The following is a 26,593-nucleotide window of genomic DNA, read 5'->3' as shown; positions in this document are numbered from 1 at the left end:
CTATTAACAGATTTAGGTTTTTTTATTTATAAAAATGCGATACTTTTAGTTTTCAATATACGCCCAATGCAAAACGTTTCAGAAGCAGCAGCTTACACTTTACAATTCATCAATCAAACGCAGAAATCGATATTCTTGACGGGTAAAGCCGGAACGGGAAAGACTACGCTTTTGCGCGAAATAATAGCCACGACACACAAAAATACTGTAGTTGTGGCACCAACCGGTATTGCGGCCTTAAATGCCGGTGGTGTTACCATTCATTCTATGTTTCAGCTGCCATTTTCGGCCTTTATTCCGTCTTATGAAGCAAATCCTCAATTTACTGATACTGTGAAATTTGAGAATAAAGAGTCTTTACGCAGGCATTTCAAAATGAACAATGTGAAGCGAAATGTAATCAAAAACATGGAGTTGCTAATTATTGATGAAGTCAGTATGTTACGCGCTGATTTACTGGATGCAATAGATTTTATGATGCAGACTGTTCGCAGAAATTCACACGCTTTTGGTGGAGTTCAGGTGCTTTTTATTGGCGATTTATTACAATTACCTCCCGTAATTAGGGATGAAGAATGGCGAACTTTGCGTAATTATTACAAAGGAAAATTCTTTTTTCATTCGCATGTAATTCAGCAAAACCCGCCGCTTTATATTGAATTATCTAAGATTTACCGCCAAACGGATGACTCTTTTATCTCGGTTTTGAATAATTTGCGGAATAATCAGATTTCTCCACAGGATGTTCAGTTTTTAAACCAATATGTGAAGCCCGATTTTGATTTAAAAAATAATCCTGGTTATATTACTTTAACAACGCATAATGCAAAAGCAGATTCTATCAATGAACAGTCAATAAATGATTTAGCAGGAAATGAATACTCTTATCTACCATTTATTGTTAGTGATTTTCCTGAAAAAATATTTCCTGTTGAAGAAAATCTGAAACTGAAAGTAGGTGCACAGGTAATGTTTGTAAAAAACGATTTATCGTTTGAAAAGCGCTATTTCAATGGAAAAATGGGCGTCATCAAATCACTTTCTCCGGAAGAAATCTTTGTCCATTTTCCTGAAGAGAATAAAACCATCGAAGTTGAAAAATATGAATGGAAAAATATCCGTTATAAAGTAAACGAACTTACAAAAGAGATTGAAGAGGAGGTTTTAGGCACTTATGCACATTATCCTCTAAAATTAGCCTGGGCAATTACGGTTCATAAAAGTCAGGGCTTAACTTTTGACAAAGCTGCGCTCGACGTATCGCAAGTTTTTCTTCCCGGACAAGCCTATGTTGCATTATCTCGTTTGCGTTCCTTAAACGGGCTTATTTTGCTTTCTCCGATGCAGATGAATGGTATTTCTAACGATCAGGATGTAATGGATTATGCTTTGAATAAAGCTACTGAAGACATTTTACAAAAATCATTGCATTTCGAAACCAAAAATTTTATTCATAACTATTTGATAAACAGTTTTAATTGGACAGATTTAGCGCAGGAATGGCGTAATCATCGTTTTAGTTATAATGAAAATGCTGTGGCTTCAGAAAAATCGAAACATGCAATTTGGGCTCACAAACGATTAGAAACGATTGATCAACTTATAGATCCTGCGCAGAAATTCATTAATCAGCTTAACAAAATTTTCAATAAAAAAACGGTAGATTTATTTTTTGTCAAAGAAAGGGTAGAGGCGGCTTACGATTATTTCTTTAAGCCTATGGACAAATTGGTGACTGATATTTTACAAAAAATGGCTGAAATTCAAAAGTTTAAAAAAGTAAAAGAATATTACGAAGAACTAGCTTTTTTGGACGATTTGCAGACTAAAGCTGTTTTACGCTTGATGAAAGCTAAATTATTGATTGAAATTGTTGTTACCGGTGAAAGCATCTGTAAAGAAAAGCTAACATCATCGGCTATAAAAAACTTTAAATCAAATAAACTTGAGAAGATCCGCGAAGAGTATAAAATGAGCAATACTGACATTTTTAAGGCAGATGAGCCAGTAATTCGTTACTCATCAAAAAAGCTGGATAAAAACGAGTCTAAAACAGCCAAAAAAACTACGGTGGAGGAAACTTACGACTTATGGATTCAAAAGCATTCTGTTCAGGATATAGCCCGTTTACGTACTCTTACAGTTCAAACTGTCGAAACGCATTTGATAAAGCTTATTCAGGCAAAAAAAATAGAGATTTCTGATGTTCTGCCTTATGACAAGATTTTAGCTTTACGTGAAGCTTTTGAATTTTATCAGGAGGAATCCTTAAACGGACTCAAGGAAAAACACGGTGATGAATTTACCTGGGATGAATTAAAAATGTTTAAAGCCAGTATTAATTAAGTATCTTTAAAATTAATGTTCCACGTAAAACATAGACAATACAGATTATGAAAAAGATAAAAATTATATGCCTGTTTCTATCAGTACTTACAATTAATTTAGTTAAAAGTCAGGATTTGAAACCGGAATATCAAAAGTTTATTAAAACCTTTATTTCGAATGTAAAAAATGATAAAAAGCAAGCTCTTGCTGCTATGATTTCGTATCCGTTCAAAAGAGAATATCCAATTCCGGAAATTAAAAGTAAAGAAGAGTTTGTAAAACGATATTCTGAAATTTTTGATGCGACCTTGAAGAATGAAATTATAAAATCGGATCCTGAAAAAGACTGGTCAGAAATGGGCTGGAGAGGAATTATGCTGAATCAGGGTACAATATGGATTGATACCGACGGTCGCCTGATTTCGATAAATTATCAGTCCAAATTCGAAAAGGATCTTAAAAGTAATATAATCGCTAAAGAGAAAACGAAATTACATACTTCAATAGCTAAGTTTAAAGCGCCTGAATGTATATTAGAAACCAGTAAATTCAGGATTAGAATAGATGATTTAGGAAATAATAACTATCGTTATGCTTCCTGGCCTTTGAAAAAGAAAATGACTGAAGAACCTGATCTGGTGATTTCTAAAGGAAAAGTGATTTTGGATGGAAATGGTGGAAATCATCGATTTGAATTTAAAAAAGGACAATATATTTACGAATGTCATATATCGCCTCTACGAGAAAATGGCACTGCTCCGGCAGGATTGACTATTTACCAAAACAAAAAAATAATTCTTTCTCAGGACGCTGAAATTGTTCCACGTTAAACAAAAAATCCTATTCGTTCAGAATAGGATTTTTTATATATTAAAAAGAGGCTCTAATTTCGTCTAATTCTTTTTTCTGTTGTAATAGTTTGAGCTCCAGTTTATCAATTTCAAGTTTTTGCTTAGTTGACTTTATTTTTAATTTCTGAATTTCTTCTTCAGAATTTTTGCTGCTTGCAATTTGACTGTCAGTTTTTTGATTTGCAGCTTTTTGTTTTTCTATTTTCTTTTGTGTTTTCTTAATAGATTTTTCTGCGTTATTAACCTCCCGCTGATGCTTCTCAATTTTTTTCTGCTCTTTATTTATTTTATTTTGATGTTCTTCCGCTGTTTTAGCTTCCTGAATCGCTTTTTCTGAAGGAACGCTTGTTTCCTGTGCAAAAAAAGATTGTGACGTCATAAGAAGGCATATAATAATAAATAGTCTAATAGTAAACTTCATAATCTTTGTAGTTCTAAAGTGAATAATAAAACAAATGAATTTTTTTCTAAGCTTTATAAATTTTCGATTAAAATCCAAGCGTCAGGATTTTCAGCTTTACGAATTTCTCTTTGTGCTTTTTCAGCTTCAGACATTGTAGCGTAACTTCCATATAACACAGGGAATAATCCGTGTTTATTTTCGCCAAGCATTCTGGCTTCGTACCCATTTTTTATTAATTGGTTATATGCTTTTTTAGCGTTTTGCTCACTTCTAAAAGCCCCTGCAATAATGTGATAAGGCATTGTTTTATCAACTGCTTCTGTTTTTGAAGTATCTACAGATAGCGTTACTGCAGGTAAAGGATTTTGAATCATAAAGGTAGCTTCCTGAATTTTGTTCTGCACCTTTTTCTGAACAGTACTTTCAACAACTAGGGTTTGTGTTGCAATTTCTTGTTGATACAGAGGATAGCCAATGCTTCCTGTAATTCCAAGACCCAATACAAATATGGCTGCATATTTTAAATACCAATTTGAAGATTTTCTTTCTTCGTCAGCGTATAGAGCTGCAGGTTCTTTTTTCTCGATTCTTTGAATTTCTTTCTCGAAATTTTCTCTTTTTACCAAAGGTGAAACAAAAGGGCTCAATCCAAATGAACTTGTTAAATAATTATTTTGTTGGTTTGGACTGAAAACAAAGTTGTTATCACTATTTAGACGAATTTCACCAATGTTTTTTAAATGTAAAATTCCATCCTCTTCTAAGGTCTTTTTCCAATTTAAAATTTCAAAAGCAATGGCACTAACAGCAAAACCATAAGATGTTTTTTCTGAATTAGCTATATGATTTGCCAGTAAACCATCATTGTTTTTGATTTGACTGTTAAAAGAAACCATTTTCTTAGGTGGAAAAAACGAATTTGTGCTTTCATTAAGCTGTGCCGACTGAATTTCGGTTAAAAAAGCTCCGAATCCTGGAACCGTTACACATTGATAACGATATAATAACTGCGCGATGTAAGTTTCGATTTTCATAGTAACAAAGTTATAACTCCAATATAGTTATCAAAATTTTATTCACAATTTTTATTAACAATTTGTATGATTTATAGATAATTAATTTTCAGCAATTTAAAATACAATTAATTTTTCCAAATTGTTTTCATTATATAGGTTATTTTATTTTTGAGCGAATTTACTTCTAAATAATTATCTTTGTTTGTAAGAAATAGTTACTTATAAATTATCATCCGCAATAAAATTATACAAGCCATGACAGAACAAGATTTATTTTATTTATTAGCCTTACTCAGGGTTGAAGGTGTAGGAGATATTATGGCTAAAAAATTATTATCAAATTTTGGAAGCGCTGAAGAAATTTTCAAAACAAAATCCAATAAAATTGCAGCTATTGATGGTGTTGGATCAACATTACTAAAAAATTTAAAAGATAAATCTGTTTTTGAAAAGGCGAATCAGGAACTAGAATTCATTAAGGAAAACAATATTCAAACCTCATTTTTTAAAGAAGAAAAGTATCCGGAAAGGCTGAAACATTGCATTGATGCCCCGGTTTTAATTTTTTCGGCCGGAAATATCAATTTAGAAAACAAACGAATAATAAGTATTGTGGGTACACGTCAAATAACCTCTTACGGAACGGAATTCTGTAAAAAACTGATAGAAGATTTGGCTCCGCTTGATCCTGTAATTGTTAGTGGTTTTGCGTATGGAGTTGATATTGTGGCACATCAGTTAGCGATGGAAAATGAGTTACAAACTATTGGAGTTCTCGCGCATGGATTAAATCAAATTTACCCGAAAGCGCATAAAAAATACATGGCAAAGATGGAACAAAATGGTGGTTTCATTACCGAATTTTGGAGTTCTACTAATCCTGATAAAGAAAATTTTGTACGACGCAATCGAATAGTTGCAGGCATGAGCGAAGCAACAATCGTTATAGAGTCTGCTGATAGGGGTGGTTCGCTTATCACAGCCAATCTCGCCAATGACTACAATCGGGATGTTTTTGCCGTTCCTGGCCGTGTCACAGATAAATATAGTCAGGGCTGTAATCAATTGATTAAAACACAAAAAGCAAATGTGCTCACTAATGCTGCTGATTTGGTTTATATGCTCAACTGGGATATCGAAAAGAAGTCAAAACCGGTACAAAAACAATTGTTTGTAGATTTAGAATCAGACGAGCAAAAAATTTACGATTACTTGCTTAAAAATGGAAAGGAATTGTTGGATATAATTGCACTTCACTGTGAATTTCCAATCTATAAAATTTCAGGGATGTTATTGAATATGGAACTAAAAGGCGTTATTAGACCTTTGCCAGGAAAGTTGTTTGAGGCGATCTGATTTTAAAAGATCATAATTTATTTATGTGACTTGAAAGCATTTGTAAAAAATAGGATCATTGAGAGAACAGAAAAAATGGCATTCACTATAAAATTTTCTGAAAAAACTAATGTGAGGATAATAATCTCGAAATGAGCAATAGAAAGATAATAGTTAGTCTTTCGCCGAATAAGGAAAAGGATCAAATATCCAATGATAAAAAGAATTTGAGAAAGGGTAAAAATTAATGAAGTGAAGAAAACCTGATTGGATATATCATATGCCCATCCCACGGTTTTATTTATTCCATAAGATTGCTCATATCCAAATAGATAAGCCAGTATAAATCCAAATCCGAAAAGCAATATTAAGAGAAAAAACAGGTATTTTGTAAATATTTTTTTCAGCATTTTGCTTAATAAATTTGACCCAATGAGTTAAATTTTCAATATTACCCAACAAGTTTTCACAATCCTGCCGGGGTTTTAATATTTTAATTATTTTTCAAATCCCAGCACTTCACGAACTCTGGCCAAAACGTCATCAGCGACAACAGCAGCTTTTGAAGACCCTTTTTTCAATAAAGCATCAACCTCTTCAAGGTTGTTAATATAGTAATTGTATTTCTCTCTTTCTGTTTTGAATTTCTCAGTAATCAATTCAAATAAAGCTTGTTTAGAATGACCATAACCGTAATTTCCTCCTAGATAATTGGCTCTCATTTCGGCTATTTGAGTTTCATTTGCCAATAAAGAATAAATAGCAAACGCATTGCAGGTATCCGGATTTTTAGGATCTTCCAGCGGAGTACTGTCAGTTTCGATACTCATAATTTGTTTACGCAAAACTTTATCATCAAGGAAAATATTGATAATATTGTTAGCAGATTTACTCATTTTCCCGCCATTTGTTCCCGGAATCAATTTGCCTTCTTCCTGAATTATAGCTTCTGGCAGTACAAATGTTTCTCCCATTTGACGATTAAAGCTTGAAGCGACATCACGCGTGATTTCTATATGCTGTTTTTGATCTTTTCCAACCGGAACAAATTCAGCATCATATAATAAAATATCTGCAGCCATTAACATCGGGTAGGTAAAAAGCCCGGCATTGACATCACTTAAACGATCAGATTTATCTTTAAATGAATGTGCTAAAGTCAAACGCTGGTATGGAAAAAAGCAGCTTAAATACCATGTCAATTCAGCTGTCTGAGCCACATCAGATTGTCTGTAAAATGTAACTTTATCGGGGTTTAAACCACATGCAAGCCAAGCTGCAGCAGTACTATAGGTATTTTCTCTTAATGTTTTTCCGTCTTTTATTTGAGTAATCGAATGTAAATCGGCTATAAACAAATAAGATTCGTTTGCCGGATTATTTGATAATTCGATTGCGGGAATAATCGCTCCCAATAAATTGCCTAAGTGTGGGGTTCCGGTACTCTGAACACCGGTAAGTATTTTTGCCATTTTGGTTCTTATTTCTAATTGCAAAGTTCGCAAACTTTTTTGCAAAGGATGCAAGGTTTATTTTTTTCTTCTGCAAAAATTAAAAAAGTTTTCTAAAAGTTCTCCGAGATTTCAACTTTTATTTTCAGAAAAATTTAAATATTCTAAAAATCTAATGGTCTAAAATCTAAATTTACATCGGTTTTCTTACATTTGAAGCTATGAAAGGAATTAAAATTGTTTTTTGGATTATTTGGCGTATTTGGTTTTACATTGTAATGGCGATTCCAATATTAATCATGCTGCCGTTTTTGCTGGCTTCTATTATAACTGAAAAAGGTTATCCTTATTTTTTTAAAATGGCTCGTATTTGGGCAAATTTTATTCTTTTTGGGATGGGTTTTTATTATAAAATTGAACGTCTTCAAAAGCTTGAAAAAGGAAAAAGCTATATGATTGTAGCCAATCATACTTCAATGACAGACATTATGCTGATGTTGGCAGTGGTACGTAATCCATTTGTTTTTGTTGGTAAAAAAGAGTTGGCCAAGATACCGTTATTTGGGTTTTTCTATAAAAGAACCTGTATTTTAGTCGATAGAAATTCTTCAAAAAGCAAAAATGAAGTTTTCAAAAGAGCTCAGGACAGATTGAATCAGGGACTTAGTATTTGTATTTTTCCCGAGGGAGGAGTTCCTGACGATGAATCAATTCTACTCGATGAGTTTAAGGATGGAGCCTTTCGATTAGCAATAGACCATCAAATTCCAATTGTGCCAATTGTTTTTGCCGATAACAAAGAACGGTTTTCTTATACTTTTTTAAGTGGAAGTCCCGGAAAAATGAGAGTCAAAATTTTTCCTTTTATCGAAACAAAATCTTTAACAAGTGACAATAGAAAAGACCTTAGGGATCAGACCAGACAATTGATTTATAAAGGTTTACTTGAATTTAAGAAAGAAGAATTTAAATAAATTAATAAACCCGACAAAATTTTTAGTTTCTGTCGGGTTTTCTTTTTGAATTAAAACCCCTTTTATATTCAAAAATTTTATCTGTAAATTTATTTCTAAGAAATAAATCGTATGTCTTTTTTTAATTTTAGGAATGTTTTTCTCTTTCGATTACAAATATTGACTGATTTTTAGATGATTGAAAATTAAAAAGTCTACTTAAAAATCGATAAAAATCTTCAAAATAATAAAAACCCGCTAGTAACCAAAACAAAAAAACTAACGGATTTTTATTGAAATAACCAACCCAATTTATTCTAAAAAGTTTCGAAAGTATTTTACAAACACCATTCGAAAATTGTACGTTACTAATTAGATGGTAAAATTTATAAAAGGTTGCGTCTTTAGTTTTATTTTTAAATAAAAAACCCGACAAGTTAAATTTGTCGGGTTTTATAAAGTATGTAATTTGCAGATTTTTAAAGATTAAGCGTTAGCAGATTCTTTAATATGTGCTTTAATTTTTACTTCTAATTCATCAGCTAATTCAGGATTGTCTTTGATTAATGATTTAACAGCATCGCGTCCTTGTCCTAATTTTGTTTCTCCATAACTAAACCATGATCCTGCTTTTTTAACTATTTCGAATTCTACCGCTAAGTCTAAAATTTCTCCTGTTTTAGAAACTCCTTCTCCATACATGATGTCGAATTCTGCAGTTTTAAAAGGCGGAGCCACTTTATTTTTTACAATCTTAACTTTCGTTCTGTTTCCAATTACATTTTCTCCATCTTTTATTTGTGAAGAACGGCGAATATCTAAACGCACAGAAGCGTAAAATTTCAATGCATTACCACCAGTTGTAGTTTCAGGGTTACCAAACATAACACCAATTTTTTCTCTCAATTGGTTGATAAAGAATACAGTACAGTTTGTCTTACTGATAGTCCCGGTAAGTTTTCTTAAAGCCTGAGACATCAAACGTGCGTGAAGACCCATTTTAGAATCTCCCATTTCACCTTCAATTTCACTTTTTGGAGTTAAGGCTGCAACAGAGTCAATTACAACTATATCAATTGCTCCTGAGCGAATAAGGTTTTCTGCAATTTCTAAAGCTTGTTCACCATTATCTGGCTGAGAAATGATTAGGTTTTCTATATCAACACCTAATTTTTCAGCATAATTTCTGTCAAAAGCATGCTCAGCATCTATAAAAGCTGCAATTCCTCCAGCTTTTTGAGCTTCTGCAATCGCATGTAGCGTTAATGTAGTTTTACCTGAGGATTCCGGACCGTATATTTCAATTATTCTTCCTTTTGGATAACCATTTACTCCAAGTGCTAAATCAACACCCAGAGAACCTGAAGAAATTGTTTCAACTTCTACAATGGCTTTGTCGCCCATTTTCATTACGGTTCCTTTTCCGTAAGTTTTATCTAATTTATCAAGCGTAAGTTGTAGCGCTTTTAATTTGGCATCTTTCTCTGAACTCATCTCTTTTTTTTCTTTTTCTTTCATCTAAATTTTTATAATTCTTCTCTTTCAAACATACTATCAGAAAATCAATAACCTTCTGATTTATATTTATATGGCTTGTAATTTTGTAAAAATACTTCTTTTTTTTGAAGTAGCAATCAAATATGATATCTTAAAAAGTAAGATTTTTAAGATATAAACAAAGCTTTCAATTCTGTAGCATCTTCGGGTTTTATTTTTCCTGCTAATAATAAACTTAATTGCTTGCGACGTAATGCAGCATCAAAACGTTGTTTTTCAATTTCTGTTTCTGGTTCAATTGGTGCTACTTCTACAGGTCTGCCGGTATCATCAACAGCGACAAAAGTATATATGGCTTCGTTGGCTTTTGTTCTAAGTCCGGATTCTCGATCTTCTACCCAGACATCAATAAAAATTTCCATAGAACTTTTGAATGATCTGGACACTTTAGCTTCAACAGTTACAACACTTCCTAATGGAATTGCTCTGTTAAAAGCTACATGGTTCACAGATGCAGTAACAGTAATCCTTCGTGAATGTCTTCTTGCGGCAATACTGGCAGCACGATCCATACGGGCTAATAATTCACCTCCAAAAAGATTATTTAAAGGATTTGTTTCGCTAGGTAAAACTAAGTCGGTTAATATTGTCAAAGATTCTGAAGGATGTTTTGGATTCATTTTTTTGATATAAAATTTAAAATAGTTGTGTTGATTTAATTCAACCAATAAACAGCCATAACGGCTGGAATAAAATAGATTACAATGGTTCTTGCACCATCATAATCTTTCGCCAATCGTTGTCCGAAAAGCATCATTAACAAACAAATACAAGAAAATATAGCTCCATAAAAACCAAATTCCCGACCACTGTTTGTTAACAATTGTATAGCACCAACCACGCATAGAACACCGGAAATTAATTCTAAAACTAAAAGGTGAAGTAAGGCTAGTGGTACTTGTTTTTTTAATATTGTTTTTGCAAAATGCTCTGTGAGCCAGCTAACATTATCTTTCCAGTAAAAAATTTTCTCATAACCTGATTGTAAAAAGGTTAAGGCTAAAAAGGCTAATAGTAAAATGGATGCAACATTATTCATACGGAAATTATTTTTTATGAATTAAACGAGTCAGTTTTATAGATAAATCAGTTAAAATTATTTTTGCATTTCCGTTTCTTTCAATATGATACATCGCATCTGAAAGTTCTTTGAAAATATCGTGGATGTTGTTTCCGTTTACAAAAGGAGCAAAATTTTCCAGTTTAAATTTGTCCACTTTTGGCTCAATATAAACTAAATCAGGAGCTTCATAATTCAATAAAAGAGCCTGACGAAACATTTCAATACAAAATTGAATGAATTTTTTCTGGCTTTCACGACCTAAAGATGCAATTTCTTCACTCCAGGAAATTAAATCCTGAATAGCGGAAGCATTTCCTTTAGCTCTGAACGCAGCACGAACCCAATTGACAAACCATTGCTCAAAAGGATATTCTGAATCATCATCTTTTAAGATAGAAATAGCTTTATTGAAATTTCCCTGAGCCTGATGTGCAATTTTTTTAGCTAAGTTCTGATCTATTTTTTTCTGAGAAATTAACGCTTCTGAAATTACTTTTTCAGGCAAGCTATTAAAGTGAATTACCTGACAACGTGATCGAATGGTTTGTATTATATCTTCTTCATTTTCAGAAATAAGAATAAAAATGGTCTTATCAGATGGTTCTTCCAGCAGTTTCAAAAGTTTATTTGATGCTGCAATATTCATTTTATCGGCCATCCAGATAATCATGATTTTGTATCCTCCTTCGTATGATTTTAACGAAAGTGATTTTAAAACTTCCTGAGCATCTTCTACACGTATCTCACCTTGTTTGTTTTGTACACCCAAAATTTTATACCAGTCAAATAAGCAACCATATGGCATTTCCTGAATAAAATTTCTCCAATCCTGAATGAAATCTAAACTTTTGGGTTTTGTTTTAACATCTTCAGTTGTTACTGTTGGATAGATAAAATGTAAATCGGGATGAGAAATGTTTTGAAATTTTAGATTGCAGGAATCATTCCCATTTGAATTTTCATTCCCTTTGTTATTGCATAAAATGTATTGGGCATAAGCAATAGCAGTTGATAATGTACCACTTCCTTCTGGCCCAATGAAGAGTTGTGCATGAGGAATTCTCCCTGAAGAAGCACTTTTTATTAAGTGGCTTTTGATATAATCCTGACCTAAAATTTCTGAAAATTGCATAGAGCAAAGATATAAGAAAATGAGAGAGTCAAAAAAATTATAAATTAAACTTTAATTTATTCATTTAATTTCTAATTGCCTAATTTGTTTTTAACTTAATTGTTAATTTTTATTCTCTTAAGTTTTGTTAACATTGATGTTATTTCGAAGAGATATTAAGAATTTTTTGTTAATAGTTTTTTCAGATCCAAGATCAAATCATGTTTTTTTTTGATATTTTGTTCAACATACAAGCATCTTTTTTTTCTAAATTCAAATAAAAATCTTACATAAAAAGGCCTTGATATAATGAAACAGTAATAGACGTCAAGGGCATATTTTACTGACATAAAAAGATGATTTTAAGTTTTTTTTAAGTCTTTTTTTCAAAAAAAAAAATATTAAAGTTGCAGATTAAGTTAATTTATATATTTTTGTTTTCATCAACAACGAACTTTTAATAAGAATCTATGAAAGGGAAAATTATTTTTTTAAGTGCATTTTTTTTATTGACTACAGGGGCTATAAATGCCCAGGCTAAAAATGCTCCTCGCAGTATCATTAGTACTACAGCTCTTATTCGTAAATATCACGATCAAAAGGAATTGAGTGGAATGCAAAAAGGAGAATTATTAGAGTTGTACATTGAGCGTATTAAAGTTTTAGTAAAAACACTTCCTTACATTGCTTTGGTTACCAAACCTGGTGTTACCATGGCAGACTTAGGTATACCAGACGATAATGAACACAAAAAATCTTTAGAAAATCAAGCTTTAGGAACTAGTGCTTTTTTAGATACTACTGTAGATTTTCAAAGAAAAATGATGCCTTATTCAGACAAGGCAAATTTAATAGCAGCAATTTTATTTTACGAAGGAACATTGAAATCTTTACATGAATTCAACGAATTGAACGAAATGTAATCTTTTTAAATATTTTTGAAACCCTTTTTAAAATGTTTACGTAAATGGATTAAATTTTCATTTAGCATTTTAAAAAGGGTCTTAAAAACAGCTCGTTTTCGATGTATTCTGATTTTTTGGAAAACACGGGATGAGTTTTTATAATTTACGCATACCCAAATTTATTATTAACCCTAATACCCCCTTATCATGAAAAAATTTACTCAAATTATCTGCGTTCTTTTGACAGTTGCAAGTATGAGTGCTCAACAAGAAAAAGGAATTATGGGCTACAACAATTGGTTGAATAACTGGACCGAATTTAAGCCTAACAAAGTTGAATACGGTGAAGCCAACCAAATTTTAGCTGGAAACATTTCAACAAACACAAAACTGCTTAAGAAAAACATTTATGTTTTGCAGGGAAATGTTTATGTTACTAACAATGCTGTTTTATCAATTGAGCCGGGAACATTAATTATTGGTGATTTCGAAACAAAAGGAACGTTGGTAGTCACAAAAGGTGCATCAATTATTGCAGACGGTTTAGAGACTGACCCAATCGTATTTACTTCTAACAGAAGTCAGAAAAAAGCTGGTGACTGGGGAGGAATTGTAATTCTTGGCGATGCTCCGATTAATAAATTTGGAAATGTTGGTTCTTATAATTTAGATCTTGATCCTACAAAAACTACTTATGGTGGTGATAATGTTGCAGGAAACTCAGGGATATTAAGATTTGTAAGAATTGAATTTGCCGGTAAAAAAGTAAAAGGTTCAGGAACTTTCAATGGTCTAACACTTGCTGGTGTTGGAAATAAAACAATCTTAGAAAATGTAATGGTAAGTTATTCTGCAGGAGATTCATTTGGATTTTTTGGAGGAGATCTTAATGCTACTAAATTAGTTTCTTATAAATCTATCAATGATGATTATAAGTTTACTCAGGGAGTTCAATGTCGTTTGCATAACTCACTTGCAGTAAGATCTTCTTATTTATCAAGTAACAAAGATGGATCCCGTTGTTTAGAAGTTGCTTCATATGAGAAAAAGAGTGAAACAGATTTTACTAAAAAACAAACTTTAGTTGTAGCATCAAACATTACAATGCTTAATGATAGTGAAAATATAAATGCAGATATTCAGTCAGGTTTAGTAAAAGAAGCTGTATATATTGCTGAAAATGCTTCATTGGAAATAAAACGTAGTGTAATTTCAGGTTTTAATCCTGCAGTTTTATTAGATAGTAAAACTGAAATTAACGATGCTAACCTTAAGAAAATTAAATTTGAAGAAATGTTTTTCAACCTATGTAAAGGTAATATATTTACAGAATTCAATTCTAACAATGAAGATTTAGAGAGTTGGTATGGTAACAGCGTGTTTTTTAACGTATACTCTCAAAGTGATAACAAAGAAACTTTTATAGATATTTTTAATCCAAAAAAACCAGATTTCAGACTTCAATTAGGAAAAATTACTGCTTCAAGCGGTAATAGATAATAGATTTAGATTTTTATTTCAAAGCGTAAATTTTATTAATAAAGTCCCCAGACAATTTATGTATACGTCTTAAGACAGGACCTAAATAAAGATCAAATAGAATATGGCCCCAAGTATTAAAAAGTATTTTATATATACAATATTTTTGGTTTCCCCTTTATCGTTAAGTTTATATGCCCAAAGCAAAATTGAAAAACCTATAAATTCAAATGTTGCTGTTGGACAAGATCATACGTTAAAAAATTTAAACCAAATAACGGAAATTACATCTGTAATTAATTTAGAGTATTCTAAACAGTTTATAGTAGAGCTATCCATCCCCAAGGGTAGCTTTGCTGTAGAAGCTGACGGAATTGACAAAACAAATACAGCTGTCAATTCAGAAAAAGAATCAAAAAAAATCTCATCTTATTCTGTTCTTGCAAAAGATATTATTGAGAATTATAAATATGACTTTTCTGAAACCTTTATAGACATTTTGTTTTTTGAAGATATAGACTTATCAAGAATTCGTACTATATGATGCAAAAAACTACTCTTTCTCTGATAAAAACATTATTTTTTTCAGGAGTATTTTTCTTTACCGTTTACCATTCTAATGCGCAAACAATTTCAGCCAGTAAGTTTGATTTTGTAAATATTTGCGCAGGAGATATAGTAAGCGGCATACCCTTTAATGAGTATAATGTGACCTTTACATACAGCGATTTCTCTTCCGATGTCGTTTTTGATGTAGAATTAAGTGATGAGAACGGAGTATTTGTAACTTCGGCTCCAATTCTTGCTACAAAATTAGATGTAAGCAATCCGTCTGTAACTCAGCAAACAATAAAATTTGCTATTCCTGCCGGAATCAAAGGATCTAATAATTATAGCATAAGAGTTAGAAGTAACAAAGGAATAAATAGTACAAGAATTAGAAATTTTGCTAACGCAACTTCTTTTGCAGTATACTACAAAGATTATGTAAAAGCATTTACAATTAATAATCAAGGCACTTCTGCAACATTTTGTTCAGGAGGAAGCCTGACTCTTTCTGTCGATAATCCGACACCAAATACAACTAATTCATCTCCGGCAAATTATCCAAACCTTAAATACAAATGGTATAAAGATGACGTATTAATTTCAGGACAAAGTGATAAAATTTTGACTGTTAATGCTACTGGAAGCTATTATGCGGAGTTGGATTATGGAGTATGCTCAGATGTTAATTTTAGTTCTAATCGTGTTACTGTAACGAGTGCATCCGGATCAGGTTCATCTACAACTATTAGCTCCAGTTTAGGAAATCCTTTTTGTGCAAACGGAAGTAACACTATCCTGACTGCTACTGGTGGTGGAAATAGCTATATATGGAAAAAAGATGGTTCTGTAATTGCAGGAGCAACTAGCAGGACATACAGTACTATTGAATCAGGAGTTTATACAGTAGATATTAATTTTGGCGGCTGTTCGGGTTCAGGAAGTATAAATCTGATACGGAATAGTTTCGATGCTAGTATTGATGTTGCTGATGAAACATCTATCGACGAAGGTGAAACTTTAAGTGTCACTGTAACAGATGATGCTTCAAACCCAACTTATGAATGGTATTTGAATGGTAATCTTATTGCAGGAGCAACTACTGATACTTATTTAATATCTTTTAGAGGAAAATATAAAGTAAAAGTTTCTCAGGCAGGTGGGTGTATTTCTACAAAAGAATTTAGTTTTAAAGTTAACGGACCAGCGGGTAATGCTACAGTAATTCCAAATATCATTAAGCTAAGTGATTCTCCATATTGGAATATTCCTGATGTTTATAGAAATGAAAGCACAAAGGTTATAATTATAAGCTCAAGTGGCGAAAAGGTTCTGGACGTTGTCAATTATCAGGGTGATTGGCCACAGACAGGATTAGATATTAAAAATGTAAATCCGGTATATTACTATGTTATTAAAGGCGATGCAGGTGAAAAAAAAGGATCAATAACGGTGCTGAAATAATATGAAGAAATTTTTACTATTCTTAACTTTATTATACGGTACATCACAGTTGCTCTATTCTCAGGATACAAATGAGAATGGAGTTGTTTCGTTTTCATTACCTGTCCGAAATTCATTAAAGTTTAATAGATATTTAATCAACCCAACATTCAGTTTTGTTCGTGAGCAAAACCCAATGTTAAGTTTTTATAATAAAAGACAATACGTACAATTTGATGATGCACCTAATACTTACCTTTTTAATTATTCAGGACGTTTAAAAGAAAATGATGGTTATGCTATAGGTTTGTTTCAGCAAAATTATGGCTTAATGACCGTTTTTGGAGGAGTTGTCAATTTTGCCCATAATATTGTTTTACAGGAAGATAGTAATTTAACTTTTGGATTAAACGTTGGTGCTTATCAAAGTGGTTTAGACAAAGGAAAAATAACATCTGATGATGTATTAGACGCTGATTACCCATCAAATACTTTAATTGCTATAAATCCAGGTATTAATTACGGAACTGCTTTTCTTGATTTCGGATTATCCATGAATAATTTGGTACTGTATAATTTTGGTTCCGGAATGGTAAAAGAAGATCCTGAAAAAGCAATTCAACTGCATGCTATGTACACAGGTTACATTGACAGTTACGGATTTTTTGATCAAAGTAAATTTTCAGGAATTGTAAAAACAGAAATTAAAAAAGACAATACGATTATTTCTGGACTTGCCATGCTTACTATGCCTCAGGGAATTTGGGCACAAGCAGGTTATAATACTCTATATGGTCTTTCCGGTGGATTAGGAGTTAACATAACAGCTAATATCGCAATTGAATACAATTATGAAAGAGGTTTAGGTAATTTCACAAATTTAGGAGCTTCTCATGAATTTGTTATTGCGTACAAATTTAAAAATACAAGATACTATTATGGAGATGATGAAGAAGGTTCTTTAATAGATACTTCAAAACCAAAACCAAAACCTGTAATAGCCAAAAAATCGACTCCTACTGTTACAAGAGTAGATGGTGCTACAAAGGCAAAATTGGCAGCAGAAGCAAAAGCAAAAGCTGATGCTGAAGCACAGAAAGCTAGATTAGCTGCTGCAGAAAAAGTTAAGGCAGATGCAGAAGCTTCGGCAAAAGCAAAATTAGATGCTGATAATAAGGCTAAAGCCGATGCAGAAGCTTTAAAAATCAAATTAGCAGCAGAAAACAAAATTAAAGCCGATGCAGAGGCTACTAAATCGAAATTGTTAGCAGAAGCCAGAGCCAAAGCTGATGCAGAAGAGGCTAAACGTAAAGCAGAAGCCAAGGCAAAAACAGAAGCTGCAGATTTGCAATCTATCATAGCAGCTGATGCTAAAGCAAAAGCCGATTCAGATGCCTTACAAGCCAGAATAGCTGCAGAAGCTAAAGCTAAAGCTGCGGCTGAAGCTAAAACAAAAGCGGCGAAAGATGCAGCAATTAAAGCTAAGGCTGCTGCTGATGCTAAAGCGAGAACAGCTGCATTATTAGCAGAAAAGGAAAGATTAGCTGCTGAAGCTAAATTAAAAGTAGATGCAGAAGAGAGACAAGCCAGAATTGCTGCAGAAGCGAAGGCAAAGGCTGATGCAGAAGCTTTACAGGCTAAACTTGTTGCTGATGCTAAAGCAAAAGCTGATGCAGAAGCCCTTAAAATAAAACTTGCAGCCGATGCTAAAGCTAAAGCCGATGCAGAAGCTATTCAGGCAAAATTAGCTGCTGATGCCAAAGCGAAAGCTGACGCAGAAGCCTTACAGGCTAAACTTGTTGCTGATGCTAAAGCAAAAGCTGATATGGAAGCATTACAAGCGAAATTACTTGCTGATGCTAAAGTTAAAGCTGATGCAGAAGCAACTAATAAAGCAAAAGCAGAACAAGAAGCAAAACAGTTAAAGTTAGCTGAGGAAGCAAAAGCCAAAGCGAAAGCTGATGCAGAAGCTCTTCAGGCAAAACTTGCAGCAGATCTTCAGGCAAAACTTGCAGCAGAAGCTAAAGCAAAAGCCGATGCAGAAGCTCTTCAGGCCAAACTTGCAGCAGATGCTAAAGCAAAGGCCGATGCAGAAGCATTAGCCGCTGCAGCTCAAAAAGATGAAACTGCGAAAGAATTAGACAACTTAACACAATTAGTTGAAAATTCAGGGAAAGCACAGTCAGACTTAATTGCCCAATTCAATTCTACAGTTGCTAATAAGCAAAAAGACTTGAATGATATGAAGGAAGAAAATGATTTGAGTGAAAAAGGTATTTACAAAGAGCCTAAACCATTTAAGAGTGTAAGCGCTGAAAATGCTCAGATAGAATCATTAAAAGGTCAAATAGCAGATGCTAATTTTGCTCAAAAAACTGCTATTGCTAATTTAACAAACTTATACAACGAAAGACTTAAAAAAGTTCCTAATAAAGATGATGCTTTAAATAGAGCTTATTTAGAAAAAATAAATCAATTGAAAGCTGCTCAGTTAAAAGCTGAACAGGATAATATCGCTTTGATTGCAAATTTAGAGCGTATTAAAACAGAGACAGAAATTGAGAAAAAACGTAGAATTAAACGTGCAGCATATGAAAACGATCAAGGAAGATACGCACAAGATCTAGCTGCTCTTAAACGTATAAAAGAAACAACAAAATTGAGTAACACACCATTAACAGAAAGCGATTTTGACTTTGGAGAAGACCAGTCAAACATGCAAATTATTAAGAATATTAAAAATTCTGAAAGTGGTTATTATCTAATTATTGCTGTTCATAACAGCGTTGAAAAACGTGATGAATTTTTAACAAAAGCAGTTGCTGCAGGTCGTTCAGATGTTAATTTCTTTTACAATGTAACGACAAGTAAATATTACATTTATTATGAAAAACATGAAGATTTATCAGAAGCAACTAAAGCGTTAGAAGCAAAAGGAAATAAACCTTATAATAGCAGAATGGCTATTGTAAAAGTTGAAAATTAATAATAGAAATAAAAAGCCAGTATTTTTTAAAATTCAAGAGATACAAAAAAATAAATATTTTTAAAGTGCCAAAGTTTTATTTTTTAACGCCCCTTAAAAAATAAAGCGCAGCCCCAAAAAAAGTAAACCATGAAAAAACCTACGATTCTGAAAATTGCATTATTGTTTTTGTTCTTTTTACTAAGCAATGTTGGGTCTTCCCAGAATTTAAAACCTTTTGTTAGGGAGTATAATCAACAGCTGAAAGGAGATATTCTTGTAATTGGGAATAACATACTTAATAGACGTTCTGTAAGTAATAATGGTACTGTTACCAGTCCTAATACAGCTTATAACGGCACTGGTTTCAACGGTGATTTTGATATGCGCTATATTAATATCGATAATGGTGCTACTTCCGGAATTTTTAGTTCGAGTAGTGCTAACTTAACGATACCAAATAATCAGGCTCCTGCAGATCCATGTTATAGAATTGCCTATGCCGCTTTATATTGGTCAGGTACTTTAAAATCTCCTGCAGACAGATCAAATATTAATAAAGTAAAGATTAAGGTACCCAACACTGCTAATAATTCGTATCAGGATATAACAGGTACAATTATTCACGATATCACAACTAGTGCTGGTGGTATTAACCCGGATAATACTCAGGCATATGCTTGCTTTGCTGAAATAACAAGTTTGCTAAGTCCTACAAATCCTAATGGAACATATACAGTTGCCAATGTAATTGCAAGTCAGGGTTTCAATGGGGGGACAGGTAATTCTGCGGGTTGGTCTCTTTTTATTGTTTATGAAGATTCCAGTTTACCATCAAAAGCAATTTCTACATTTAATGGATTTACTGCGAGGGCACAAGGGGGGGGACCAAACAATACTGTGATTAGTGGTTTTACTACTATACCTATTGGTCCTGTTCAGGCCAGATTTGCATTTGCGGCTCTTGAAGGAGATAGAGGATATAGAGGAGATTATCTTAGTATAAACGGAACTACAATAACCCCAACCACCAGACCATTAGATAATGGTCAAAATAACTTTTTTAATAGTACAATAAATAGCTTAAATACAAGTTTTACGGATCGTGTCCCTAATAGCACTAATACATTAGGTTTTGATACAGGGGTTATTGATATTAATCCTTCTTCAAATATTATTAAAAATAATGATACATCTGCGACAATAACTTTAGGAACTAACAGCGACATTTTCATTTATTATTTTACAGCATTTTCTGTAGACATTATTGCACCTAAAGTTATTCTAACCAAAGGAGTAAGAGATGCAAGTAACAATGATGCAAGTAACGCGCCTGTTAATTTGGGTGATGTTTTAACCTATGAGTTAGGTTTTAAAAATGAGGGTAATGATAATGCCAGAAACTATGTAATTACAGACGAATTACCTATTAATACTGAGTTTAATTTTCCTGCTGACATCCTTACATTGCCTACCGGGATGACAATGCCAACTACTGCAGCAGGTAATCAATATGTACAATATAATGCTACTACAAGAGTACTGACATTTAATGTTCCTAATAATTTATTAGAAATAAACGATCCTTTGTCACAAATTCGTTTTAAAGTTAAAGTAGTAGATGATTGTTCTAAATTAACAAATGCTTGTTCTAATTTAATAAAGAACACAGCATATTCTAATTATTTAGGAACTAATAATACGGGTACATTTAATGACCAAAGTTATACTTCGGTTGCGGGTTGTACTATTGTACCTCAATCTACCAATTTCTTAGTTGGTGTAGATGCTTGTAAAAACAGAAGACAAGAATTGTGTGGTGCGAATATGACAATTTCTGCATCTGGTGGTTATAAATCTTATTCGTGGTCTACCAGTTCTACAGGTTCACCTGTTATTGGTACTTCACAAACATTGACAATAACACAACCGGGTACTTATTATGTTTATAATACGGCGAATCCTCCATGTGTAGATTTACAGGAAATTATCACGGTTGAACCTTATAATCAGTTTAAAACAAATCCAATAATTGAATATGCTGATAATAAAGAATCAAACGGAACCATTATTGCTTGTCCGGATAATGGAAAACCATTACCTAAAATTTTTCTTTGTGGAGCAAATGATTCAAGGTTATTAGACACAAAAATTACAGGAGCCACTAGTATAGTTTGGGAAATGACTTCTTGCCTTCCTCCTGCGGCTTTGTCAGACCTTTGTGCAAATGAAGGTAGTACATGTGAAAATCAATGGGTGTCCGCAGGACCTAATGGGCCTACTTTTAATGCTAACACAGCAGGACAATATAGAGTGACAATTAGTTCAGGAATTTGTTTTAACCGTTATTATTTTAATGTTTATAAAAGTAATTTAACGATAAATGAAACTCACAAAGATATTATTTGTAATAACAAAGGTAATATAACGGTTGATAAATTAACAGGATATGAGTATGTTTTAGCTAATGCAAGCGGAAACAATATTACTGGTTACCAGGATAGTAATGTATTTGATATATGGAATCCGGGTACTTTTATTGTCAAGTATCGTCTTAAAGGTGTTTCAAAAACTTGTGAATACAAAACAAATACTATTGAAATCCGTCAAATAAATTTAGATGCTAAAGTTGATAATCCTAACGTACAGCCACTTTGTTTTGGTGAGAAAGGAAGTATTCAGGTAAGTGCCAGTGATGGTCTTTCAGGATACTATTTTGCGTTATATGATGGAGGCACATTGTTACAACAGGTAGGTCCATTATCAAGCCGTGTTCATGAATTTTCAAATTTAACGCCTGGAAAATATTATGAAGTTGAAGTAACTACCAGAGATGAAAATAATAATGTTCAATGTAGACAGCGCGTTGGTAAATATATCAATGGGACTGCTTCAGATATAAAACTTACAGGGCTTATTATAGAACCACTTACAAGTTGTAGTGAAGGAAAGATTAAAATTTCCGCACAAGATGGTAATTGGGGATTTTCTTTTTTTGTTAATGGTTCAACTGAACCTCAGGCCTCTTCTTTGAATGGGAATACAGATTCCAATGCTATTATAATCTTAGCTCCAACCCCAGGTAACTATACAGTATTAGTACGTGATTCCAAACTTTGTACAAAAACAATTACTGTAAACGTTCCTGATAACACTAAACCGACATATACTATTTCGCACACAAATAGTAATTGTTATGATGATCCGTCTAGGATAGATGTAAATTTAACATCCGGAGGTAATGGATATGCTATAGAATATAGTATTAATAATGGCGCTACTTTTCAGGCGAGTCCTACGTTTTTAAATCTTACACCTGGTACTTACAATGTAGTGGTAAGATACGGTATAACGTATACTTCTGAATGGAATGGTCAACAGACTAAATATTGTACCGATCCTGCTCAGCAAGTTATAATAACAGGACCAAGTTCATCAGTAACTGCTTCTGCAGGTGTTGCTGAATTAGCGGGTTGTGGACCTTTGCAAGGAGGTCAGCCAACAGGATTGATAAGATTTACAAATGTTGAAGGAGGAACACCTCCTTACCAATACAGTTTTAATGGTGGAGCTTCATGGCAAACTTCTCCCGAAAAGTATGTATTATCTACGACTGCTTCTTATGATTTGCGAGTAAAGGATAATATAGGCTGTACTTATAAAATTCCTTATGATATTATTCTGGATCCTAAACCTGAAGATCCTGTTATCGATAGTAATATTAATCCAGTATTTAATTGTGATGGTACCGCTACAGCTACTGTTGTAGTCAATACTCCAACAACTGCCGGATCAACAACCTATACTTATGAGTATTATCTTAAAACAGGATCAGCTGCTCCTGTTCCAAATACTCCATTAACAAATAATGTCTTTACAAATGTTCCTTCAGGAAATCATACTGTAATTGTAAAATACAATATTAATACAGTTTCTACTTATAGTAATTTATTGCAGGAAAATTTTGGAAAAGGAGGATTTACAACAACTCCAGGTATTAATCCTGCTTATTGTTTTGAAGATGAAGCGACTACACATTTAGATCCAAATTACAAGTGTAATAAGGACGAATGGATTAATGATGGAGAATATGCAGTAGCAAGTAAAATTAGAACTACTTTTGATAATTCTTGGATAAATGATCCAAGGGATCACACCAATCCATCCGACACAACAAGTAGATTTTTATGTGTGAATGTTGGAGGTTCAGCTGGTATTGGGGGTATTTTATATAGTAAACCTATTCACGATGTGATACCTAATCAGCCTGTAATTATTTCATTATGGGCAGAAAATTTAATGAGGGCAGTTCATACAGGACATGATGATCCAAAATTAACCATACAATTAATTAATAATTTGAATGGGGTAGGCGGTGCAGAAACTATTGTTGCTACCACAGATACTTCAAATCCTTGGAGAGTACCAAAATCAGAAAAATGGGAATTTAAGGAGCTATCTTTAAATCCGGGAACTTACAATAATCTAAGTTTTGTTATTCGTTCATATAGTAACGAATTTCATGGAAATGATGTACTTATAGATGATATTTGGGTACGTCAAATACCTAAAGCTTGTGGTAACGAAAAAAGCTTCCCTATTGTTATTGATACTAATGGTGCTTTTAATGTGCCAACACCTGGTATTCAGGATGCGAAATGTAGTACTTCGAATGATGGAACTATTACTATTAATGCAACTAATTTTAATACTACGACAGGATTTTATTATTCTACAGATAACGGTTTGAATTGGCATACTTCAACTACTTCACCAGTAACTATTTCTGGATTAGGTGCAGGTACTTATAAGGTAATTGTAAAACATAATACTACAGATCCTGCAGGAAAATGTGAATTTAGATTTGATTCAGTTATTAAAGCACCTCAGGCAATTCTTATTGTTCAGGTAGATAAAACAGCCCCAACTTGTACAACACCAGCAACTATAACTGTTACTACTGTTACAGGGGGTACAGGAAGTTATCAGTATCAGCTAAGTGATGGTTCAGGAATTGTAAAACCATTCCAGTCAAGCAAGACGTTTACAAATGTAGCACAAGGAACATACACAGTTCTGGTAAGAGATGCCAATAACTGTTTATCTCCAGCCTCTGCACCTATAACAATAAGTACATTAACTTCTCCATCTGCAACTTTAGCAGCAACTACCGATTGGTGTTATACGCCATCAAATCCTGCTAGTTTAGTTGTTACTGCAACTGGAGGTGTTGGGCCTTACACTTATAAATTAGACAATAATACACCAGTTACTACAAATACTTTTAATAATGTAGCGCCAGGTACACATACTATTTTAGTGACTGACAGTAATAATTGTACTGCGCCTGCAATTACGAATATTGTTATTGAACCTCAATTACAATTGAATGCAACTTTGGTACAAGATTTAACATGTTTGGTTGATGCTTCAATTAATACAGTTGTAACAGGTGGTTATGCAGGACCTTATACTTATACGGTTTCTCGTAATAGTGGTGCAGCAACGGCTGTTACTTCTTTTCCTTATACAGCTACACTTGCAGGAAATTATGTATTTACAGTAACAGACAGTAAAGGTTGTCCTGCAACAAGTAATACTATCGTAGTTTCTCCAAAAACAACGCCAGCTTTAACAACTAATAAAACAGATATTACATGTAACGATGCAAATAATGGTACTATTACGGTTACGGCTTCGAATGGTGCGACTACTGTTTATACGTATGCAATTAAATTAAGTTCTGCGGCTGCTTATACTACTCAGTCAACAAATCAGTTTACCGGTTTGGCTGCAGGTACTTATAATATTAAAGTAATTGACAGTAAAGGCTGTGAATCTGCAGTAAGTAATGTTACTATCATAAATCCAACACCTGTTGGTGGAACAATTAGTGCTACCGATTTAGGTTGTAGCAGTACAGGTACAGTACCAGCTGTTGTTACTGTTGTTGCTTCAGGTGGCTCAGGATCTTACCAATATAGTTTCAACGGAACCTCTAATTTTACTTCGAGTAATATGTACTCTACCAGTTCGGCAGGAACAGTAAATGCATATATTAAAGACAGTAAAGGTTGTCAATATGGACCAATACAGGTAGTGATTAATCCTAAATCATCTATTACTGGTATTGATGTAATGTTTGATACAGGATTAGAGTGTCCGGCCTATGAAGCTCACGTTAAATTTCAGGCAATAGGCGGAATATCGCCTATTCGATACCAAATAATTTCTGGTCCTGCAGGATACAGTTCTGCTATTGTATCAGATGGAGAGTTTAAAAATCTTAAACCTGGAGATTATATTTTTAGAGCTACAGATAAAAACGGATGTAGTTTTGATTTAAATTATCAGATAAAAAGTTTTCCTGATATTGTAGCAGGTGGTTCTGTGTTAACACCAATTAAATGTTTTGGTGAAACCGGTACTATTCAATTCACTGTAAGTGGAGTTAAAGACAGAGGATATGATTATGTAATTAGAAATGCTGCTAATACAGTTATTCAAAGTGCTAATAACATAAGTGAGACTACTACCACTATTAATGTAACTGCTCCACAACCAGCAGGTGTCTATACTATTACAGTTACAGATAGAAAAACTAATTGTCCGGCTACTTATAGTATTACTCTAACTCAACCATCAGCGCCTGTATCTATCACAAGCGCATTTGGTACTAATGTAAATTGCAACAATGACAATTCACAAATAACGGTAACTGCTACAGGCGGTACGCCGGCATATACTTATGCTTATGCAATAAACCCATCGGCAGTTCCTACATCAGCTTATGCCTCAGGTTCAGTTTTCACGATTGATACAAATTCAGGAGCGAATTTGGCATGGGATATTTATGTAAAAGATGCCAATGGATGTATTGCAAAAAGTAAAGTTGACATTATAAGCGACAACACACCGACAGTGACAGCATCAGTAAGCAACCAATGTACGGGCTCAGGCAGTACTTTCCAGATTGTAGCCTCAGGTACAGGTCTTGCTCCATTGAGTTATAGTATTGGCGGAGCTACTGGCACATTCCAGGCAGGCAATACTTTTAGTGTTTCAGCAGGTACCTATACGGTTCATGTTAAGGATGCCAATGGCTGTATTGCTCCATCAGCAGCAGTAACTGTTTATCCACAGTTGACAGCAAATACAGCAGTAACCAGAGAGCTTAGCTGTTCAGC

At 33.3% G+C, this 26,593-nt stretch carries 17 protein-coding genes; 10 read left to right on the top strand and 7 right to left on the bottom strand.

What is annotated here, in order from left to right; translation table 11 throughout:
• The first annotated feature begins 66 nt into the window (after positions 1-66).
• A complete protein-coding gene (locus JE46_RS03175) occupies positions 67-2,346 on the top strand; it encodes a helix-turn-helix domain-containing protein (protein WP_031453814.1) in 2,280 nt (759 codons plus the stop codon).
• 47 nt (positions 2,347-2,393) lie between these two features.
• Complete coding sequence (locus tag JE46_RS03170) at positions 2,394-3,158, top strand: hypothetical protein (RefSeq protein WP_031453813.1); 765 nt, start codon at positions 2,394-2,396, stop codon at positions 3,156-3,158.
• Between the two features lie 40 nt (positions 3,159-3,198).
• Here the strand turns inward: JE46_RS03170 and JE46_RS03165 are convergent, their stop codons facing one another.
• Both JE46_RS03165 and JE46_RS03160 read right to left on the bottom strand, forming a co-directional pair.
• Positions 3,199-3,558 (bottom strand): hypothetical protein, encoded by a 360-nt coding sequence (locus JE46_RS03165; RefSeq protein WP_031453812.1) that lies wholly within the window; start codon positions 3,556-3,558, stop codon positions 3,199-3,201.
• Between the two features lie 95 nt (positions 3,559-3,653).
• Positions 3,654-4,616 (bottom strand): HU domain-containing protein, encoded by a 963-nt coding sequence (locus JE46_RS03160; protein WP_031453811.1) that lies wholly within the window; start codon positions 4,614-4,616, stop codon positions 3,654-3,656.
• Positions 4,617-4,853: 237 nt separating this feature from the next.
• Between JE46_RS03160 and dprA the strand changes: the two genes are divergently transcribed.
• Entirely contained in the window at positions 4,854-5,954 is a 1,101-nt protein-coding gene (gene dprA / locus JE46_RS03155) for a DNA-processing protein DprA (RefSeq protein WP_031453810.1), read from the top strand.
• A gap of 476 nt (positions 5,955-6,430) precedes the next feature.
• Here the strand turns inward: dprA and trpS are convergent, their stop codons facing one another.
• The gene (gene trpS / locus JE46_RS03145; RefSeq protein WP_031453808.1) at positions 6,431-7,405 is read right to left on the bottom strand and encodes a tryptophan--tRNA ligase; all 975 of its coding nucleotides are present in this window, start codon (positions 7,403-7,405) and stop codon (positions 6,431-6,433) included.
• Positions 7,406-7,605: 200 nt separating this feature from the next.
• Between trpS and JE46_RS03140 the strand changes: the two genes are divergently transcribed.
• Complete coding sequence (locus tag JE46_RS03140; protein ID WP_031453807.1) at positions 7,606-8,358, top strand: lysophospholipid acyltransferase family protein; 753 nt, start codon at positions 7,606-7,608, stop codon at positions 8,356-8,358.
• Positions 8,359-8,823: 465 nt separating this feature from the next.
• Here the strand turns inward: JE46_RS03140 and recA are convergent, their stop codons facing one another.
• From recA to JE46_RS03115, 4 genes are all read right to left on the bottom strand, one after another.
• The gene (recA, locus tag JE46_RS03130) at positions 8,824-9,831 is read right to left on the bottom strand and encodes a recombinase RecA (protein WP_031453805.1); all 1,008 of its coding nucleotides are present in this window, start codon (positions 9,829-9,831) and stop codon (positions 8,824-8,826) included.
• Positions 9,832-10,001: 170 nt separating this feature from the next.
• The gene (locus tag JE46_RS03125) at positions 10,002-10,514 is read right to left on the bottom strand and encodes an acyl-CoA thioesterase (RefSeq protein ID WP_031453804.1); all 513 of its coding nucleotides are present in this window, start codon (positions 10,512-10,514) and stop codon (positions 10,002-10,004) included.
• 35 nt (positions 10,515-10,549) lie between these two features.
• The gene (locus tag JE46_RS03120; RefSeq protein WP_031453803.1) at positions 10,550-10,933 is read right to left on the bottom strand and encodes a hypothetical protein; all 384 of its coding nucleotides are present in this window, start codon (positions 10,931-10,933) and stop codon (positions 10,550-10,552) included.
• Positions 10,934-10,940: 7 nt separating this feature from the next.
• Positions 10,941-12,089: a DNA polymerase III subunit gene (locus JE46_RS03115; RefSeq protein WP_031453802.1), complete on the bottom strand. Its 1,149-nt coding sequence runs from the start codon at positions 12,087-12,089 to the stop codon at positions 10,941-10,943.
• Positions 12,090-12,538: 449 nt separating this feature from the next.
• Between JE46_RS03115 and JE46_RS03110 the strand changes: the two genes are divergently transcribed.
• From JE46_RS03110 to JE46_RS03085, 6 genes are all read left to right on the top strand, one after another.
• A complete protein-coding gene (locus JE46_RS03110) occupies positions 12,539-12,991 on the top strand; it encodes a hypothetical protein (RefSeq protein ID WP_031453801.1) in 453 nt (150 codons plus the stop codon).
• Between the two features lie 189 nt (positions 12,992-13,180).
• Positions 13,181-14,473, top strand: a complete 1,293-nt coding sequence (locus JE46_RS03105; RefSeq protein WP_031453800.1) for a hypothetical protein — start codon at positions 13,181-13,183, stop codon at positions 14,471-14,473.
• Between the two features lie 103 nt (positions 14,474-14,576).
• Entirely contained in the window at positions 14,577-14,996 is a 420-nt protein-coding gene (locus tag JE46_RS03100) for a hypothetical protein (protein ID WP_031453799.1), read from the top strand.
• Positions 14,993-16,462, top strand: coding sequence for a gliding motility protein SprC (sprC, locus tag JE46_RS03095; RefSeq protein WP_031453798.1), 1,470 nt, complete (start codon positions 14,993-14,995; stop codon positions 16,460-16,462). The genes JE46_RS03100 and sprC overlap by 4 nt, the downstream gene beginning before the upstream one ends.
• 1 nt (position 16,463) lies before the next feature.
• Entirely contained in the window at positions 16,464-19,427 is a 2,964-nt protein-coding gene (locus JE46_RS24610; protein ID WP_031453797.1) for a PorP/SprF family type IX secretion system membrane protein, read from the top strand.
• Between the two features lie 129 nt (positions 19,428-19,556).
• On the top strand, positions 19,557-26,593 hold a 7,037-nt coding region (locus JE46_RS03085; RefSeq protein ID WP_031453796.1), incomplete at its 3' end, for a SprB repeat-containing protein.

Source organism: Flavobacterium chungangense LMG 26729 (genome assembly GCF_000735715.2).
Lineage (GTDB): Bacteria > Bacteroidota > Bacteroidia > Flavobacteriales > Flavobacteriaceae > Flavobacterium > Flavobacterium chungangense.
This window is presented reverse-complemented; position numbering and strand designations above follow the sequence as displayed.

What these genes read in the sequence shown, in the direction of transcription:
- JE46_RS03170 (WP_031453813.1), top strand. Translation starts at nt 2,394, where the DNA reads ATGAAAAAGATAAAAATTATATGCCTGTTTCTATCAGTACTTACAATT.
- JE46_RS03160 (WP_031453811.1), bottom strand. Translation starts at nt 4,616, where the DNA reads ATGAAAATCGAAACTTACATCGCGCAGTTATTATATCGTTATCAATGT.
- JE46_RS03125 (WP_031453804.1), bottom strand. Translation starts at nt 10,514, where the DNA reads ATGAATCCAAAACATCCTTCAGAATCTTTGACAATATTAACCGACTTA.
- JE46_RS03115 (WP_031453802.1), bottom strand. Translation starts at nt 12,089, where the DNA reads ATGCAATTTTCAGAAATTTTAGGTCAGGATTATATCAAAAGCCACTTA.
- dprA (WP_031453810.1), top strand. Translation starts at nt 4,854, where the DNA reads ATGACAGAACAAGATTTATTTTATTTATTAGCCTTACTCAGGGTTGAA.
- JE46_RS03140 (WP_031453807.1), top strand. Translation starts at nt 7,606, where the DNA reads ATGAAAGGAATTAAAATTGTTTTTTGGATTATTTGGCGTATTTGGTTT.
- sprC (WP_031453798.1), top strand. Translation starts at nt 14,993, where the DNA reads ATGATGCAAAAAACTACTCTTTCTCTGATAAAAACATTATTTTTTTCA.
- JE46_RS24610 (WP_031453797.1), top strand. Translation starts at nt 16,464, where the DNA reads ATGAAGAAATTTTTACTATTCTTAACTTTATTATACGGTACATCACAG.
- recA (WP_031453805.1), bottom strand. Translation starts at nt 9,831, where the DNA reads ATGAGTTCAGAGAAAGATGCCAAATTAAAAGCGCTACAACTTACGCTT.
- JE46_RS03165 (WP_031453812.1), bottom strand. Translation starts at nt 3,558, where the DNA reads ATGACGTCACAATCTTTTTTTGCACAGGAAACAAGCGTTCCTTCAGAA.
- JE46_RS03175 (WP_031453814.1), top strand. Translation starts at nt 67, where the DNA reads ATGCAAAACGTTTCAGAAGCAGCAGCTTACACTTTACAATTCATCAAT.
- trpS (WP_031453808.1), bottom strand. Translation starts at nt 7,405, where the DNA reads ATGGCAAAAATACTTACCGGTGTTCAGAGTACCGGAACCCCACACTTA.
- JE46_RS03120 (WP_031453803.1), bottom strand. Translation starts at nt 10,933, where the DNA reads ATGAATAATGTTGCATCCATTTTACTATTAGCCTTTTTAGCCTTAACC.
- JE46_RS03100 (WP_031453799.1), top strand. Translation starts at nt 14,577, where the DNA reads ATGGCCCCAAGTATTAAAAAGTATTTTATATATACAATATTTTTGGTT.
- JE46_RS03110 (WP_031453801.1), top strand. Translation starts at nt 12,539, where the DNA reads ATGAAAGGGAAAATTATTTTTTTAAGTGCATTTTTTTTATTGACTACA.
- JE46_RS03105 (WP_031453800.1), top strand. Translation starts at nt 13,181, where the DNA reads ATGAAAAAATTTACTCAAATTATCTGCGTTCTTTTGACAGTTGCAAGT.